The organism is Micromonospora reichwaldensis (assembly GCF_031845925.1).
GTDB lineage: Bacteria > Actinomycetota > Actinomycetes > Mycobacteriales > Micromonosporaceae > Micromonospora > Micromonospora reichwaldensis.
Map to the genome: position 1 here is coordinate 1 of NZ_JAVRFL010000010.1, position 14407 is coordinate 14407.

General features: G+C 77.0%; 8 protein-coding genes and 2 pseudogenes. 3 read left to right on the forward strand and 7 right to left on the reverse strand.

Annotation, left to right across the window (positions count from 1 at the left end; genetic code table 11):
• Window positions 1-7 precede the first annotated feature (7 nt).
• The 5 genes and pseudogenes from RM555_RS10240 to RM555_RS10260 all read right to left on the reverse strand — a co-directional run bounded on the left by RM555_RS10240 (window position 8) and on the right by RM555_RS10260 (window position 6401).
• Window positions 8-1303 carry a DUF2314 domain-containing protein gene (locus RM555_RS10240; RefSeq protein ID WP_311411530.1) on the reverse strand — a complete coding sequence of 432 codons (1296 nt, stop codon included), beginning with the start codon at window positions 1301-1303 and terminating at the stop codon, window positions 8-10.
• Window positions 1304-1369: 66 nt separating this feature from the next.
• Window positions 1370-2143 (reverse strand): adenosylcobinamide-GDP ribazoletransferase, encoded by a 774-nt coding sequence (cobS, locus tag RM555_RS10245; RefSeq protein ID WP_311411531.1) that lies wholly within the window; start codon window positions 2141-2143, stop codon window positions 1370-1372.
• Window positions 2133-4196: a bifunctional adenosylcobinamide kinase/adenosylcobinamide-phosphate guanylyltransferase gene (locus RM555_RS10250; RefSeq protein WP_311411532.1), complete on the reverse strand. Its 2064-nt coding sequence runs from the start codon at window positions 4194-4196 to the stop codon at window positions 2133-2135. Before RM555_RS10250 ends, cobS begins: the two co-directional genes overlap by 11 nt.
• 1022 nt (window positions 4197-5218) lie before the next feature.
• A pseudogene (locus tag RM555_RS31140) lies at window positions 5219-6112 on the reverse strand (serine/threonine-protein kinase); the annotation flags it as partial.
• Between the two features lie 88 nt (window positions 6113-6200).
• Window positions 6201-6401, reverse strand: a complete 201-nt coding sequence (locus tag RM555_RS10260) for a hypothetical protein (RefSeq protein WP_121400450.1) — start codon at window positions 6399-6401, stop codon at window positions 6201-6203.
• 190 nt (window positions 6402-6591) lie between these two features.
• On the opposite strand from RM555_RS10260, the gene RM555_RS10265 reads away from it, so the two are divergent.
• Window positions 6592-6792: a hypothetical protein gene (locus tag RM555_RS10265; protein WP_151456671.1), complete on the forward strand. Its 201-nt coding sequence runs from the start codon at window positions 6592-6594 to the stop codon at window positions 6790-6792.
• Window positions 6792-7589 carry a site-2 protease family protein gene (locus RM555_RS10270; RefSeq protein ID WP_311411534.1) on the forward strand — a complete coding sequence of 266 codons (798 nt, stop codon included), beginning with the start codon at window positions 6792-6794 and terminating at the stop codon, window positions 7587-7589. The genes RM555_RS10265 and RM555_RS10270 overlap by 1 nt, the downstream gene beginning before the upstream one ends.
• A gap of 88 nt (window positions 7590-7677) precedes the next feature.
• Here the strand turns inward: RM555_RS10270 and RM555_RS10275 are convergent, their stop codons facing one another.
• Complete coding sequence (locus tag RM555_RS10275) at window positions 7678-8676, reverse strand: aldo/keto reductase family protein (RefSeq protein WP_311411535.1); 999 nt, start codon at window positions 8674-8676, stop codon at window positions 7678-7680.
• 58 nt (window positions 8677-8734) lie between these two features.
• Window positions 8735-10036: pseudogene (locus RM555_RS31145) on the reverse strand (WG repeat-containing protein); the annotation flags it as partial.
• A gap of 154 nt (window positions 10037-10190) precedes the next feature.
• Here RM555_RS31145 and RM555_RS31150 point away from each other — a divergent pair.
• Window positions 10191-11414, forward strand: a complete 1224-nt coding sequence (locus RM555_RS31150) for a hypothetical protein (RefSeq protein ID WP_311411537.1) — start codon at window positions 10191-10193, stop codon at window positions 11412-11414.
• Window positions 11415-14407 lie beyond the last annotated feature (2993 nt).

The window sequence follows — 14407 nt, forward strand, 5'->3', positions numbered from 1 at the left end:
GAGGGGGTCAGAGTGGGGGGTGGGGGCGTTCGCCGGCGTCGAGGACGGCCTGGGTCCAGCCGCCCTCGATGACGCCGGTGCCGTCCAGGACGGCCCAGTCGACGACGTCGGTGGCCTCCACGACGACCGGGGAGCCGATGCGCACGGTCGGGTCGGTGTTGGCGTCGCAGGCGCTGGCGGCCACGATCCGCTCCGGGGTGTCCCACGAGGTCACCCCGGCCCAGACGAGCTCGGGGCCGTCGTCGCCGGGCAGGCCGTACTTGACCACGAGCTGCGTCTCCGGCGGGAGCTGGCCGGCGAGGAACCGGGCCCGGATGTCGCCCAGCCCGGCCCGGGCGGTGGCGACCGCCCTGCTCATCGCGTCGCCCGCCCGGGCGTAACGCACGTCCGGCTGGATGCCGGCGAAGAGGGTGGCGCAGGCGGCGGCGTAGTAGCGGCCGTCCGGCCCCGGGTGCCCGGCGGGCGGGCGCAGGCTGAGGAACGAGTCGGCGTCGGGGTCGGTGGCCGGGTCCAGCTCCAGGCGCAGCAGCACCGGCGCCGTCGCGCCGTGCTGTTCCGGATTGCCGTACGCCACCGCGATGTCGTGCCCGGTCACCGTGGCCAGCACCGGCAGCTGCACGAACGCCGGCACCTCCTCCCCGGAGAGCCCGTCGGTCCAGTCCCGCAGCAGCCGCCGGGCGGCCCCGGTCATCACCGCGCCCCAGGCCCGGGTCAGGTGGTCCGGCACGCCCTGGGTCTGCAACTCCAGCAGCCCGAAGCGGCGCAGCCCCTTCGTGGTGAACCAGAGCCCCTCGGCGTCGGAGGAGTAGGGCACCAGCACCCAGTCGACCAGCCGGATCCGCCCCTGGTCGTCGGGGAGCGAGCGCAGCGCCGTCGCCGGGTCGAGGAACTGGAGGCCGAACACGTCCACCACGTCGCCGTCGACGGACTCGGCGACGGCGGCGGCCACCGCCCGGGCCGCCCACTCGTGGGCCGGCGGCCAGCCGGGCCGGTACTCGGCCTGCACCACGACCAGGTGGCTCGCGGCGGCCAGCCGGGCCAACTGCGCCTCGGTGGCGCCGAACGCGGTGAGCAGGTCCGGCGGCAGCTCGGGGAACTCGGCGATCGGCCGGGTGTCGACGCTCATCAGCGGGCTGTCGAGCATGTGCCGCGCCAGCCCGTGCACCGGCTCCGCCAGCCGGCCGGTGAGCCGCGCCACCGCCGTCTTCGCGCTCACCTTCGGCAGCCCCGTCATGGGCACCAGGTAGGTCGCGCTCAGCGACTCCGGAACCGGTACGGGCAGGAAGTCGTCCGTGATGAGCATGTCGTCCCCCGGTTGGCCGCGCCGGTGCTGTCGTGGGAGAACGCTACCCGGCGCGGTGCGCCCCGTTCAGCCGGACAGCACCACTCCCAGGTAGACCAGCGTGGTGACCACCTCCACGGTCGCGCCGAGCACGTCGCCGGTGACGCCGCCGAGCCGGCGTACCACGTGTCGCAGCAGCCCCACCGCGACGGCGAGGGCCACGGCGACGGCGAGTGGCCCCTGCCACGGGCGGCCCGGCACGGCCGCGACGGCCGGCAGCGCGACGGCGACCGCCCCGGCTGCCAGGGCGACCGGCCCGACGGTGCCCGCGACCAGCGCGCCGAGCCCCTCCGGGCGGGCGGCCGGCACCCCGCGCCGGCAGGCCACCGCCACCCCGAGCCGGCCGGCGGCGGTCGCCGTGACCACCGCCGCGAGCGCCGCCGGCCACGACCGTCCCGCCAGCTCCGCGAGGGCGGCTGTCTGCACCAGGAGTACGACCACCAGCGCGACCACCCCGAACGGGCCCACGTCCGGCTTCTTCATGATCTCCAGCGCGGCGTCCCCGCGCCGGTACGACCCCAGCGCGTCCACGGTGTCGGCCAGCCCGTCGAGGTGCAGCCCCCGGGTGAGCAGCGCCCCGGCTCCGACGGTCACCGCCGCCGCCACCAGCGGGGGCGCGAGCGCACCGGGGAGCAGCAGGATCCCGCCGAGGACGACGCCGAGCAGCGCGCCGACCGCCGGGGCGAGCGCCATCGCCGTGCCTGCCACCGACCGGTCGACGCGGCCGGCGCGTACCGGCAGGGTGGTGAAGGTGGTCAGCGCCAGCCGCGCCCCGTCGGCGAGCCGCGACTCAGCCGGCACGCCGGCCGGACGGGTCCACCGCTTCCGTGTCCGGCCCGGCGCCGCCGGGCTCGCGGAGGTCGGCCTCGGTGCTGGTCGGCCCGGGTCCGGCGGGCTCGGGCTCGCGGAAGTCGGGCTCGGTGCTGGTCGGCCCCGGTCCGGCGGGCTCGGGCTCGCGGAAGTCGGGCTCGTCGGTGTCCGGCACGGTGTCCGGCTCGTCGTCCTCGCCGCCGCCGAGCGACGGGTGGGCCGGCAGCGCGGCGGCCAGCGCCAGCACCGAGCGCAGCAGCGGCAGCGCGGCCAGCGCGTTCGCGCCCTCACCCAGGTCGAGCCGCAGGTCGAGCAGCGGGGTCAGGCCGAGCACGTCGGCGCCGAGTTGCACGGCGGGGTGCCCGCCGTGGTCGGCCAGCAGGCACCAGTGCCGGGCCTGCCCGGCCAGGTCGCGGGTGACCATGGCGGCGGCCACCCCGACCGGACCGTCGAGCATGACCGGCAGCCGGCGGGCGGTGGCGCCCAGCAGCACGCCGGTGGCCACGGCGACGTCCCCGCCGCCCAGTTCGGCCAGCACGTCCTTGGCGCTGCGCGGCGAGTTCCGGGTGCGGTGCAGCGCGTCCCGTACCGCCGCGCACCGCCGCATCCAGGCCGGGTCGTCGATCTCGTCCGAGTCGGTGACCACCCGCCGGAGCACCGCCGGCGCCTCGGCACCCGCCGTCGCCACCAGCACCGCCGCCGCCGCGGCCTCGGTGCCGGCGCCGCACGCCCCGAGCACCAGCAGTCGTACGCCCGCGTCGGCGGCCTCCTCGGCGAGCCGCCAGCCGTAGCGCAGGGCGACCTCGACCTGCTCGCCGGTCAGCGTGGGCTCGGTCTCCATCGGCGCGGACGTCGGGACCTCCACCACCTGGAGCTCGGCGCCGCTCTCGGCGGCCAGCCGGGCCAGCGCCCCCTGCCCGGCGCGGGCCTGCCGGGCCCGGCGCGCCGACTCGCCCTCCACGGTGCCGGCGGCGGCGTCGCCGAGGTGGTCGCCGTGCAGCAGCAGCACCCGCACCCGGCCCCACGGGGCCGGGGTGACGGTGCCCTGGGTGGCGGCGGCGAACCCGACCGCCCGCTCCAGCACGCCCAGCCCCGACCCGGGCACGTCCAGGGTGGCGAGCCGCTCGATCGCCTGCGGGCCGGCGTACTCGTCGGGCATGGGCAGTTCCATGCCGGGCTGGATGACCAGGCCCGTGGCGACCATCGGCAGCGCCATGGTCGGAGCGGCCCAGGCGGTGCCGGTCGGCTCGGCGCCGGGCACCGCCTCCGGGGCGGCCGGCGGCGTGGGGGTGAACACGTCCGGGGAGGGCTCCGACGCGGCCACCGAAGCGCCAGCGCCGCCAGGAACGCCCGGGGCGCCAGTCTGCGCCCGGCCGGCCTGCGCGGACCCGGCCTGTGCGGGGCCGGGCTGTGCGGACTCGTGCTGCGCGGACCCGGCCTGCGCGGACCCGGCCTGCATGGGCCCGGCCTGTGCGGGCACGGTGGCCGGGTGCGGGGCGCCCGGCTTGAGCCAGGCGGCCTGGCCGGCGACCACGAGGACGACCGCGTCGCAGGCGTCGGCGACCGCGCGGTTGGCCGCGCCCAGCGCGTCGGTGAAGGCCCGCCCGAGCGGGGTGGTGGGCACCAGGGAGAGCCCGACCTCGGGGCTGACCAGCACCAGCCGGGCCGCGCAGGAGCGCACCGCCGCCGCCAGTTCGGCGATGGTGGCGGTGTCGTCCGCCGGCTGGTGCGCCGGGTCGAGCAGCACGGTCACCCAGCCGCCGAGGTCGTCGACGAGCAGCGTCTCGTTGGGCCCGGCGGAGGCGAGCACGTCCGCGAGGCGGCGCGGGTCGGCCGCGGTCTCCTCGGTGGTCCAGGTCTCCGGTCGGCGTTCGCGGTGCGCCGCCAGCCGGGCCGCCCACTCCGCGTCGTCGGCGGGCGCGTCGGCGGCCGTGGCCACGTAGCGGACCGTCGGCGCGTCGGCGACCAGGGACTCGGCGAACTCGGACTTTCCGGACCGGATACCGCCGAGCACCAGGACCGTGTTCCACCCGTCAACGGACATGCCCGTACTTTAGAGCCAGCGCCCGGGTGCGGCCCCCCGGAGGTGCGGGGTACGACCGGCCCGGACCCCGCGGCGAGGCGGCCGGTCACCGCCGCGGGCAGGGGCACCCCGGGCCGCGCTCAGTCGCAGTGCTCGAAACCGCTGCCGTAGCTGGCCCCGCCGGTGGACCCGCCCCACTTCACGCACACCCCGGCGGCCCTGGCCCGCACCGGCCCCGCGTAGTACGAGAACGACCCGCTGTCGGTGCTGCGGGCCCGGCCCCGCACCTCCAGCCACGCCGAGGCGGCCGTCGCCGTGCCCACCGCGGTCTCCTTCATCGTGACCACGCAGTTGTTGCCGCTGCCGGCGTGGTAGAGCAGGTAGACCCTGCCCTTCCGGCTGCCCGAGGCGGTCAGCGGGGCCGAGTCGATCACCCTGTACCCGCTGCCGCACGCCTCGACCGGCGTGTACGGGTTCGGCTTCGCCGGCTGGCCGGTCGTCGGTCCGGGGCCGGGTCCGCCGGGAGCGGTCGCGGTCGGCTCGCCGCTGCCCGCCGTCGGGACCGGGGAGCGCCCGGGCGGCGACGCCGACGGACTGCGGGACGCCGACGACGCCGTCGCGCGGGTGACACCCGGCGTGGGCTCGACGCGCAACCGGCCCGTACCGTCGTCGGCCGCCGCGCCGGACGGGCCCGCCGCCGCGGACTCGCCGGTCAGCGCCGCCGGGACGTCTCCGCCGACCGGGCCGTCGTCGGGGGCCAGGGCGAGCGCGGCCACCCCGACCAGCACCACGAGCCCGGTGGCCGCCGAGCCGAGCAGCGCGGCCCGGCGCCGCCGTGCCGGCTGCGGCTCGACCGGGTCCTCCCGGGTGGGCGGGACCGGTCCCCAGGCGTCGCTGCCCGTCGCCGGTCCCGGGTGCGGCCGGGCAGCGACGGGCGGCAGTGGCGCCCACGGATCCGGCGGGGCGACCGGCCCTGCGGGGGCCGGCGCGACGGCGTCACCGGCCGCCGGGGTACCGCCCTGGTCCGGTCGCGCGGCGGAGGGCGCCGCCGAGGTCGGGCCGGCGACGGCCCACGGCGGACGGGCGGACGTCGGCACCACGGCCAGGGTCGCGTCGCGGGCCTCGGCCGCGGCGTCGGCCATCGCCGCCGCGTCTCCGAACCGGTCGCCGGGGCGCTTCGCCATCGCCCGCCGCACCAGCGCGGCCACCGCCGCCGGGATGCCGGGCGGCAGCGGCGGCGGCTCCTCCTGGAGGTGCCGCAACGCCACCTGGAGCGGGTTGTCCCCGTCGAACGGCGGCTGGCCGGTCAGGCAGAAGTACGCCACCGCGCCGAGCGCGTAGACGTCCGTCGCCGGGGAGACCGGCTGGTTCGCGGCCTGCTCCGGCGACATGTACGAGGCGGTACCGAGCATCACGTTGGCGGCGGTGATGCCCGCCGTGGTGCCGGAGCGGGCGATGCCGAAGTCGACCAGCACCACCCGGCCGTCGCCCTTCACCAGCAGGTTGCCCGGCTTGACGTCCCGGTGCACGATGCCGGCGAGGTGGGCGGTGTGCAGCGCGTCGGCGGCCTGCGCCACCACCGACATGGTCGACGCCGGGTCGAGCGACCCCGCCCGCCGCAGCCAGGAGCTCAGCGGCTGGCCGTCGACGTACTCCATCACCAGGTAGTCGACCTGGCTGCCGTCGTCGAGGACGGACCGGCCGACGTCGTGCACGGCGACCACGCCCGGGTGGCGCAGCGCCGCCAGCATCCGCGCCTCCGCCCGGAACCGGGCCGTGAACTCGGGATCCGCGCTCAACGCCGGCAGTAGCGCCTTGACCGCCACCGCACGTTCCAGCATCAGGTCCGTGCACCGCCAGACCGCGCCCATGCCGCCGATCGCCACCCGGTCGTCCAGCCGGTACCGGTCGCTGAGCACCAATCCCCGAGTAAGCACCGCGACACCGTACCGGCCCGGCGGAGCGTGGCTGGCCGCCCGGCGGGGCGGCGGAGCGCGGCTGGCCGCCCGGCGGGGCGGCGGCGGACTACCGGGGTGTCTGGTACTGGAAGTCGTTGGGGTTGACCGCCGCCGGCTTCGGGTCCTCCTGCCAGGCGCCCTCCCCCGGGCGGGCGACGAGGGCGTCCAGCAGATCCTCCCGCTCCATGTGCGCGGCCCCCACGATGCCGCCGCGCACCGCCATCGCCCGCAGCGCCTCGGTGTCCTTGTCGTGCAGCGGTTCGTCCATCGTCGCCTCCTCCAGGCCCGTCGGCGGTCGGCGACCGCCCCGTCGCGCGTCAGGAGGCCCATACCCGGACAGGGGCCGGGAAACCCTGCGCCGCCCGCCCGGCGTACGGATGTCGGGCCGCCCCGCGCCCGGCCGACTACGCTGGCGGAGGTTCGTCCCACGGGACATCAGCGGCGAGGGGAGACGCGGCATGGCGTGGAGCTGGCGGTACGAGGGCGCGAACGGTGAGTCGGTCGAGGGGCCGGCGGAGTCGTTCAGCAGCCAGGCGGACGCCGAGTCCTGGATCGGTCAGGCCTGGCGGGAGCTCGCGGCGTCCGGCGTCACCTCGGTCACACTCGTGGAGGACGACCGGGTGGACTACCGCATGAGCCTGCTGCCTCCGGCGGAGTGATGGCCGGCGACCGCCCGGGGGGCGAGCCGTTGGTGCTCGGCGTGCCCCGGGCGGCGTTCCGGCCCAGCCCCGTCTTCCTCGCCCTGGTCGCGCTCTTCGTGACCAGCGGGGTGCTCACCTGGAACGGGTTCGGCAACGTCCGGCTCGACGTGTTCCTCTTCGTCGTGTCCGGCTGGCTGGTCTCGCTCTGCCTGCACGAGTACGCCCACGCCGTCGTCGCCTACCGGGCCGGCGACCGCAGCGTCGCCCACCGGGGCTACCTGACGCTCAACCCGCTGAAGTACAGCCATCCGCTGCTGTCGATCGCGCTGCCCGTGGTGGTCGTGCTGCTCGGCGGCATCGGCCTGCCCGGCGGGGCGGTGTGGGTGGACCGGCACGCCATCCCGGGGCGGCTGCGGCACACCCTGGTCAGCCTGGCCGGCCCGGCCACCAACGTGCTGTTCACGCTGGTGCTGGTGCTCGCCGTACGCCTCGGGGTGGCCGGCGGCGGGCCGGTCGAGTTCTGGGCGGCCGTGGCGCTGCTGGCGTTCCTCCAGCTCACCGCGAGCGTGCTCAACCTGCTCCCGGTGCCCGGCCTGGACGGCGGCAACATGATCCAGCCGTGGCTGAACCCGCAGTGGCGCAGGATGTACGACCTGTTCGCCCCGTTCGGCTTCATCCTGCTGTTCGCGCTGCTGTGGAACCCGCGGATCGGCGGCTGGTTCTTCGACGCGGTCTTCGCCGTCGGCGACTTCCTCGGCCTGCCCCCGTGGCTCTACGCCCTCGGCCTGGACCTGATCCGCTTCTGGCAGGGCTGACCCGCGCCCCGGGCGGCCCGTGGTGGCGGTGGTGGCGCGGTCCGGCCCGGGCGGCCCGTGGTGCGGGGCCGGCCCGGGCCGGGACGCGTCACGGGCGCTCGGCGGGAGACTCCGTGCGGGCCGGGTCGCGCTCGACGATCGGGTCGACGATCTCGTCGATCGCCTTGAGCAGCTCGGCGTCGAGCTTCACGCCGGCCGCCTTGACGTTGTCGTGCACCTGCTCCGGGCGGGAGGCGCCGACGATCGCCGAGGAGACGTTCGGGTTCTGCAACACCCAGGCGACGGCGAGCTGCGCCATGCTCAGCCCGGCCTGCTCGGCCAGCGGCTTGAGCCGCTGCACCCGGGTCAGGACCTCGTCGGTCATGAACCGGGAGATGAAGCCCGCGCCCGACTTCTCGTCGGTGGCCCGGGAGCCGGCCGGCGGCGGCTGGCCCGGCAGGTACTTGCCCGAGAGCACGCCCTGCGCGATCGGCGACCAGACGATCTGCCCGATGCCCAGCTCCTCGCTGGTGGGGACGACCTCGGACTCGATGACCCGCCAGAGCATCGAGTACTGCGGCTGGTTGGAGACCAGCGGGATGCGCAGCTCACGGGCGAGCTGGTGGGCCGCGCGGATCTCCGACGCCTTCCACTCGGAGACGCCGATGTAGAGCGCCTTGCCGGAGTGCACGACGTCGGCGAACGCCTCCATCGTCTCCTCCAGCGGCGTGCTGTGGTCGTACCGGTGGGCCTGGTAGAGGTCCACGTAGTCGGTGCGCAGCCGGCGCAGCGAGCCGTTGATCGACTCCATGATGTGCTTGCGGGACAGGCCCCGGTCGTTGCGGCCCGGCCCCGTGGGCCAGTACACCTTGGTGAAGATCTCCAGCCCCTCGCGCCGCTCGCCCTCCAGCGCGCGGCCCAGCACGTCCTCGGCGCGGGTGCCCGCGTACACGTCGGCCGTGTCGAAGGTGGTGATGCCGGCGTCCAGGGCGGCCCGGACGCAGGCGAACGCCGCGTCCTCCTCGACCTGCGAGCCGTGGGTGATCCAGTTGCCGTACGAGATCTCGCTGACCATCAGGCCGGAACGGCCCAGGTGACGGAATTCCATGAGTCGACCCTAGCCCGTTCGGATCATGCCCACCCCTCGTGGCGGGCCGCCGTGTCGCTCAGAGCACGGGGCTGGTGTCGACGAGCAGCCGCTCGATCTCGGCGACGACCTCGTCGCGGTCGCGGTGCACCGGCTCGATGAGCGGTTCGCCCCGCCGGTCGAGCGCCCCCCAGCGGCCCGTGCCGTCGCCGACCAGGAACGCGACCGGATGGACGACCAGCGCCGGATAGCTGGGCGCCACCAGCACCTTCCCGGCCCGGTTCACCACGCCGCGCCGGCCGGCCACCTCCACCACGGCCAGCCCCTCCTCGGTGAAGCCGTCGACGTACCGGCCGTCGGCCAGGACGGTGGCGAACCCGTGGTGCCGCGTGGGCACCACGATCCGGCCGTTGCGGTCGACCGCGCCCCAGCCGTCGCGGCGGACCACGGCCACGCCGCGCTGGAACGGGCGTACGTCCGCGAAACCGTGCGGCACGACCACCTCGCCGGTGGCGTCGATCGCCACCCAGCCGGCGTCGCCGCCGTCGGACACCCAGGCCAGCCCGTCGGAGAACGAGCGGACCACCGGGTACGACGGTTCGAGCACCGTGGCGCCGGCGCGGTCGATGAGCGACCACCGCTCGGTCTCGGGGCGCCGCACCCAGGCCAGCCCGTCGCGGAACGGCTGCGCCTCCGCGTACTCGGCCGCGACGACCAGGTCGCCGTCCGGGTCGGAGAAACCCCACAGATCGCCGTCGCGGGCCGGCATCGGGGGCCGGTCACGCTCCAGCACCTCCTCGCGGCTGCGCGGGTACGGCCCGAAGCCCGTCTCCGCGACCCGCTCCGCCACCGCGTCCAGGCTCAGCCGGATCCGGGCCTGCAACTCGGGGTCCTCGGTGCCACGCAGGTCCAGGGCCCGCTCGAAGTGGTGACAGGCCTCCATCAGCCGACCCTGGTCGTAGCAGGACCGCCCGGCGTGCTCGTGCAGCACCGCGCGCAGCCGCTGTGGCAGCTCCGTGGAGTTCGCCTCGGCGAAGAGCCGGTCGGCCTCGACGAACTCGCCGCGCCAGCGCAACACGTGCGCCAGCCGGGCCTGGGCCACCGCCGTACGCCGCAGCTCCCCGGTGGCCTCGGCGTAGGTGAGCGCGAGCCGACCGTCCGCCAGGGCGTCGTCCAGCTCGCCGAGGATCCGGGACACCACCGCCCGCAGGCTGAGTAGCCGGGCGCGCGACTTGTTGTCCACGGCCGCGCCCAGCTTCTCGGTCAGCCGCCGCCGGATCGTCCGGAACTCGTCCGGCTCCTCCACGACCTCCCGCAGGGTGGCCGGATCGAGCCGCCACCGGTAGCTCGCCAGCACCTGCTCCGGATCGCCCTGCGCCGCGCTCTGGTGCCCGGCGTCCCGCGACCCGACGGACATCCCGGCGGCCCGTGTTCCGACGGACATCCCGGCGTCCCGCGTCCCGACGGACATCCCGGCGGCCCGTGTTCCGCCGCTGCCCACTTCGGCGTCCCGTGGCCCGTCGGCCGGTGGTCCGGTGGTGCGCGGTTCGCTGGTGCGTGGTGCGGCGGTGCTCGGTTGGGCGGTCCGTGGTGCGGCGGTGCCCGGTTCGGTGGTCTGTGGCTCGGTCGTGTTCGGTTGGGTGGTCTGTGGCTCGGCGGTGCGCGGTTCGGTGGCCCGCGGCTCGGCGGTGCGCGGTTCGGTGGCCCGCGGCTCGGTGGTCCGTGGCTCGGTGGTGCGCGGTTCGGTGGCCAGTGGTCCGGCGGGGCTCGGTTCGACGGCGCGGGGTTCGGTGGTGTTCGTTGCGGCGATGGCTGGCTCGGCGGTGCGGGACGCGGAGGTCCGTTCCGCGCTCGTCGATGGCACCTGCACACCGAGCGGTGCGGCGGCGGGCGGCGTGGCGATGGAGGGCGCGGCGCCGGGCGAAGCGGCGACAGGCGGCGCGGACATCGACTGCGTCGACGGCTCGGAGGCGGGCGGTACCGGCGAGGCGTCCGTGGGCGGTGCCGAGGCTGTCGGCGGCGCGGAAACGGGCGGGGCCGGCACGAGGTCTGCGGCGGGTGCGGAGACAGGCTGCGGTGCCTGCGACGACGCGGCAGGGACGACGGGCGGGGGCGGCACCGACGCGGCGGGCGGAGCGGAGACCGGCCCGCCCGGCGGGACCGGCACCGCGTCGGCCTGTGGCGCGGCAGTGGCGGACGTGTCCTGCGCAGGCGCGTACGGACCTGACGGGACAGGCGGCCCGGAAACAGTCGGTACCGGCGGCGCGGCGGTGGGCTGGGCTGGTGACGGGGAGACCTGCTGGGCCGGCGGCGCGGAGACCTGCTGGGCCGCTGGCACGGCGCTGGGCCGGGCTGGTGACGGAGGGACCAGCTGGGCCGCCGGCACGTCGCTGGGCTGCGCCGGTGGCGCGGCGATGGGTGGGGCCGGTGCGGCCGGGACCGACCCGCTCGTCCCGGCCGTCGGCCCGACGACAGAACCCGCCCGGGACACCTCCGCCGGCTCGGCCGGAGGGCCGGCGACGCGGGAGACCGGCGGTGTGGACACCGGTGTCGCAGCGCCGACGGGCGGAGCGGACACGGGACGCGGATCGGCCGCGGTGGGTGGAACACCACGGGTGTCAAAAGCCTTCGGTGACAACCATGGTGTTCCACCGGTGGGCGTAGCCGGCGCGTTCGGCACCCGCTCGACCGGTTCGAGCGTGGGAGTGGTGGCGTGCCCGTCCACGTGCGGGGCCGCTGTGTCCGCCGCATTCGGGTAGGGCGGCGGCGCTGATTCGTACTGTGCCGCTGTCTTCGGGGCGGTTCCGTTCGCCGCAACGGGACCGGGCCCGGCCGGCTGTGCCTGGGCTGCTGCCGTCGGTGCCTCCGGCATCGGCCGTACGACCGGCGCTGCAACCTGCGGGCCGGACGGTGGTGCCGACACGGGCCGGGCAGGAGCTGCGGAGCCCGGGCGCGGCGCGGGCGACGCGGAGTTGGTCTGCCCGGGAGGCGCGGAGACGGGCGCTGCGGAGTTGTTCTGCACCGGCGGCGCGGACGGTACGGAGACGGGCGGCGTGGACGGTGCGGAGACGGGCGGCGTGGACGGTGCGGAGACCGGCTGCTCCGGCGGGACGGCGACCGGCGTCGGGTCCGCCTGCGTCGGTTCCTGCACGGTCTGCGGCGTCGGGACGGCAGACGCGGAGGACGTCGGGGCAGGCGCGGGGGTCGGGCCTGTCGGCGGACCGGACACCGGGTCGGGCGAGGAAGGCGCCGGCCCCGCGGGCGAACCGTGTACCGGTGCGGGAAGGGTGGGCGCGGGCGATGCCAGCCCGGCGGGCGGACCGGACACCTGCTCGGAAAGGGAGGACGCGGGCGATGCCAGCCCGGCGGGCGGACCGGACACCTGCTCGGCAAGGGAGGACGCGGGCGGTGCCGGCGCTGGGGACGGTACGACCCGTGGGCCGGATGCCCGCGGGATGGCCGGCGAGACCGGGGCCGACCCCGCCGGGGCGACCTCGATCGGCGGCTCGGGGTGGTCGTGAGACGGTGACGTGGATCTCCCCGACGACGAGGTGGCAAGTTCGGGCGAGGCGGCACCGCCGTCGGGAGGATTCGGGACCGACCCGTCGAGGCCCCGGTTCGGCACGGCGTCTACGCCCGACGCGCTGGGGGGAGTCGCCACGCCGCTTGCAGCCGCCGTGCCGCTTGCAGCCGTGCCGCTTGGTGCCGTACCGCTCGGGGCCGGAGCCTTGCTGGATGCCGCCCCGCCACTCGATGCGGCCGTGCTACTCGAGATCGGCACGCCGCTCCGTGTCGCCGTGCTGCTCGGAGTCGACACGCCGCCCGGCGCCGCCGTGTCGCTCTGCACCGACACTTCGTTCTGCGCCGACACTTCGTTCTGCGCCGACACTTCGTTCTGCGCCGACACGCCGTTCTGCGCCGACACGCCGCTCTGCGCCGCCGTGTCGCTCGGAGTCTCCGTGCCGCCCATGGGAGGCGTGGCGGTCGGGGGAGGCGTGGCGGTCGGGGACGGGTCAGCCTGGGCGGCGGTCCGATCCCCGTCCGGCGTGGCCGGGGCAGGTGCCACCGGCCGGGACGGTCGGAACCAGGCGTCCGGTCCGCTCGGGGTGGGCGCCTGGGCAGGCGGCGGGGCGGCCGGTGTGGGCGGGCCGCTCGGCGGTGGCGGGACGTACCGCCTGGGCCTGTCGGGCGCGATGGGCGCCTGCGGTGCCGGGACGTCCTGCCTGGCCGTGCCTGCGGCTCCCGGGTCTTCCGGCGAGCGGTGCGGTGCGGTCGGACGGGTGGCCGACGACTGCCCGGACGGCGTGGGGGCCGGGGGCTGGGTCACGGACCGGGCTTCGCCGTGCCCGGTGCCGGGGTGCGGCGTCGGTGCGTCCGGCCGGGCAGGTCCTGGTTGTGCCGGGGCCGGACCGGGCACCGTGCTGGCTGTCGCCTGACGGGCCGGACCGGCCGTGTCGGCGGTCGTCACCGGGGCCGGACCGGACACCCTGCTGGCGGTCGCCTCCGGTGCCGGCAGGAACTCCAGCCGCGGTCGGGCGGCGGGAGGCGCCGAGGTCGGCGTGGCGTCGTCCTCCGGGGCCGGTCGGGGCGTGCGGCCGGTGTCCGGACCCGCTGGCGGCACCGGCCGCCCGACCACCTGATCCACCGGGCCTGCCGGCGAGACCGGGCGGCTGATGGTCGGACCTGCCGGTGACACCGGGTGGCGGAACTCCGGACCCGCGGGCGACACCGGGCGGTTGACGGTCGGGCCTGCCGGTGACACCGGGTGGCCGACGGTCGGCCCTGCCGGCGAGACCGGGCGGCGGAACTCCGGACCCGCGGGTGACACCGGGTGGCGGACGTCGGGGCCTGCCGGCGAGACCGGGTGGCGGACGTCCGGGCCTGCCGGCGACACCGGGACCGGGGCGGGACCCGCCGGCGACGTCCGCCCGGAGAGGGGCCCGGCGGGTGACGTCGGTCCGGTGACCGGACCGGCAGGCGAGACAGGCCCGGACAGGGGACCGGCAGGCGACACCGGCCGACCGTGGACCGGCGCGGTCGGGTCGGGCCGGTCGGAGCGTGGCAGGTCGCGGGCCGGCGCGGGGGAGACGGGGCGGCCCGGCGGCGGGACGTCCCTGGCCGGGGCCCGGAAGCCCGCCGGTCCGGGGGCCTGCGGCCCGGTCGTCGTCGGGGCGCCGTAGGTGGGGGATTGCGGCCGTTGGTCGTATCCGGGCGGGAGCGGCGGGGTCGCGGCGTCCTGGGGGCGGTCGGCCGGTCGCCGGTGCTCGGGGCGGGGTTCGGCGCGCCGCGCCGCGTCCCGGTCGGCACCGGGCCGCAGGGGGCCGGGCGGTGGCCAGGGCAGGCCGCCGTCCTGCTGCGGGTGCCCCCGGTACGCCTCGGCCTGACGAGGGGTGTCGGGCCGGGTAACCCCGCGCGGACCCCGCTCCGGGTACGTCTCGGCACGCGCCGCCTCGTGCGCCCGCCAGCGCTCGTCCGGTTCCTGCCGCCGCTGGCCGTCCGGAGGCGCCTGCTGCCCGGCGGGGGCCCGGTCGGGGCGCGGCCACCCGTCGGCGGGTACGCCGGCCTCGCGGCCCCGTCCGCCGGGGCCGCGGTCCCACTGCGAGTCGGCGGAGCGCTCCGGCTGCGCGGCGGCCGAACGCCCCCACTGCCCATCGGAAGGACGCTCCCGCTGCCCATCAAAAGGACGCTCACGCTGGCCGTCGGAAAGACGGTCATGCTGCCCGTCGAAGGGACGCTCCCGCTGCGCATCGGA

Bases quoted from the DNA above. Each gene is read 5' to 3' on its own strand.
- RM555_RS10240 (WP_311411530.1), bottom strand. From the start codon at position 1,303: ATGCTCATCACGGACGACTTCCTGCCCGTACCGGTTCCGGAGTCGCTG.
- RM555_RS10275 (WP_311411535.1), bottom strand. From the start codon at position 8,676: ATGGAATTCCGTCACCTGGGCCGTTCCGGCCTGATGGTCAGCGAGATC.
- RM555_RS10260 (WP_121400450.1), bottom strand. From the start codon at position 6,401: ATGGACGAACCGCTGCACGACAAGGACACCGAGGCGCTGCGGGCGATG.
- RM555_RS10270 (WP_311411534.1), top strand. From the start codon at position 6,792: ATGGCCGGCGACCGCCCGGGGGGCGAGCCGTTGGTGCTCGGCGTGCCC.
- RM555_RS10265 (WP_151456671.1), top strand. From the start codon at position 6,592: ATGGCGTGGAGCTGGCGGTACGAGGGCGCGAACGGTGAGTCGGTCGAG.
- RM555_RS10250 (WP_311411532.1), bottom strand. From the start codon at position 4,196: ATGTCCGTTGACGGGTGGAACACGGTCCTGGTGCTCGGCGGTATCCGG.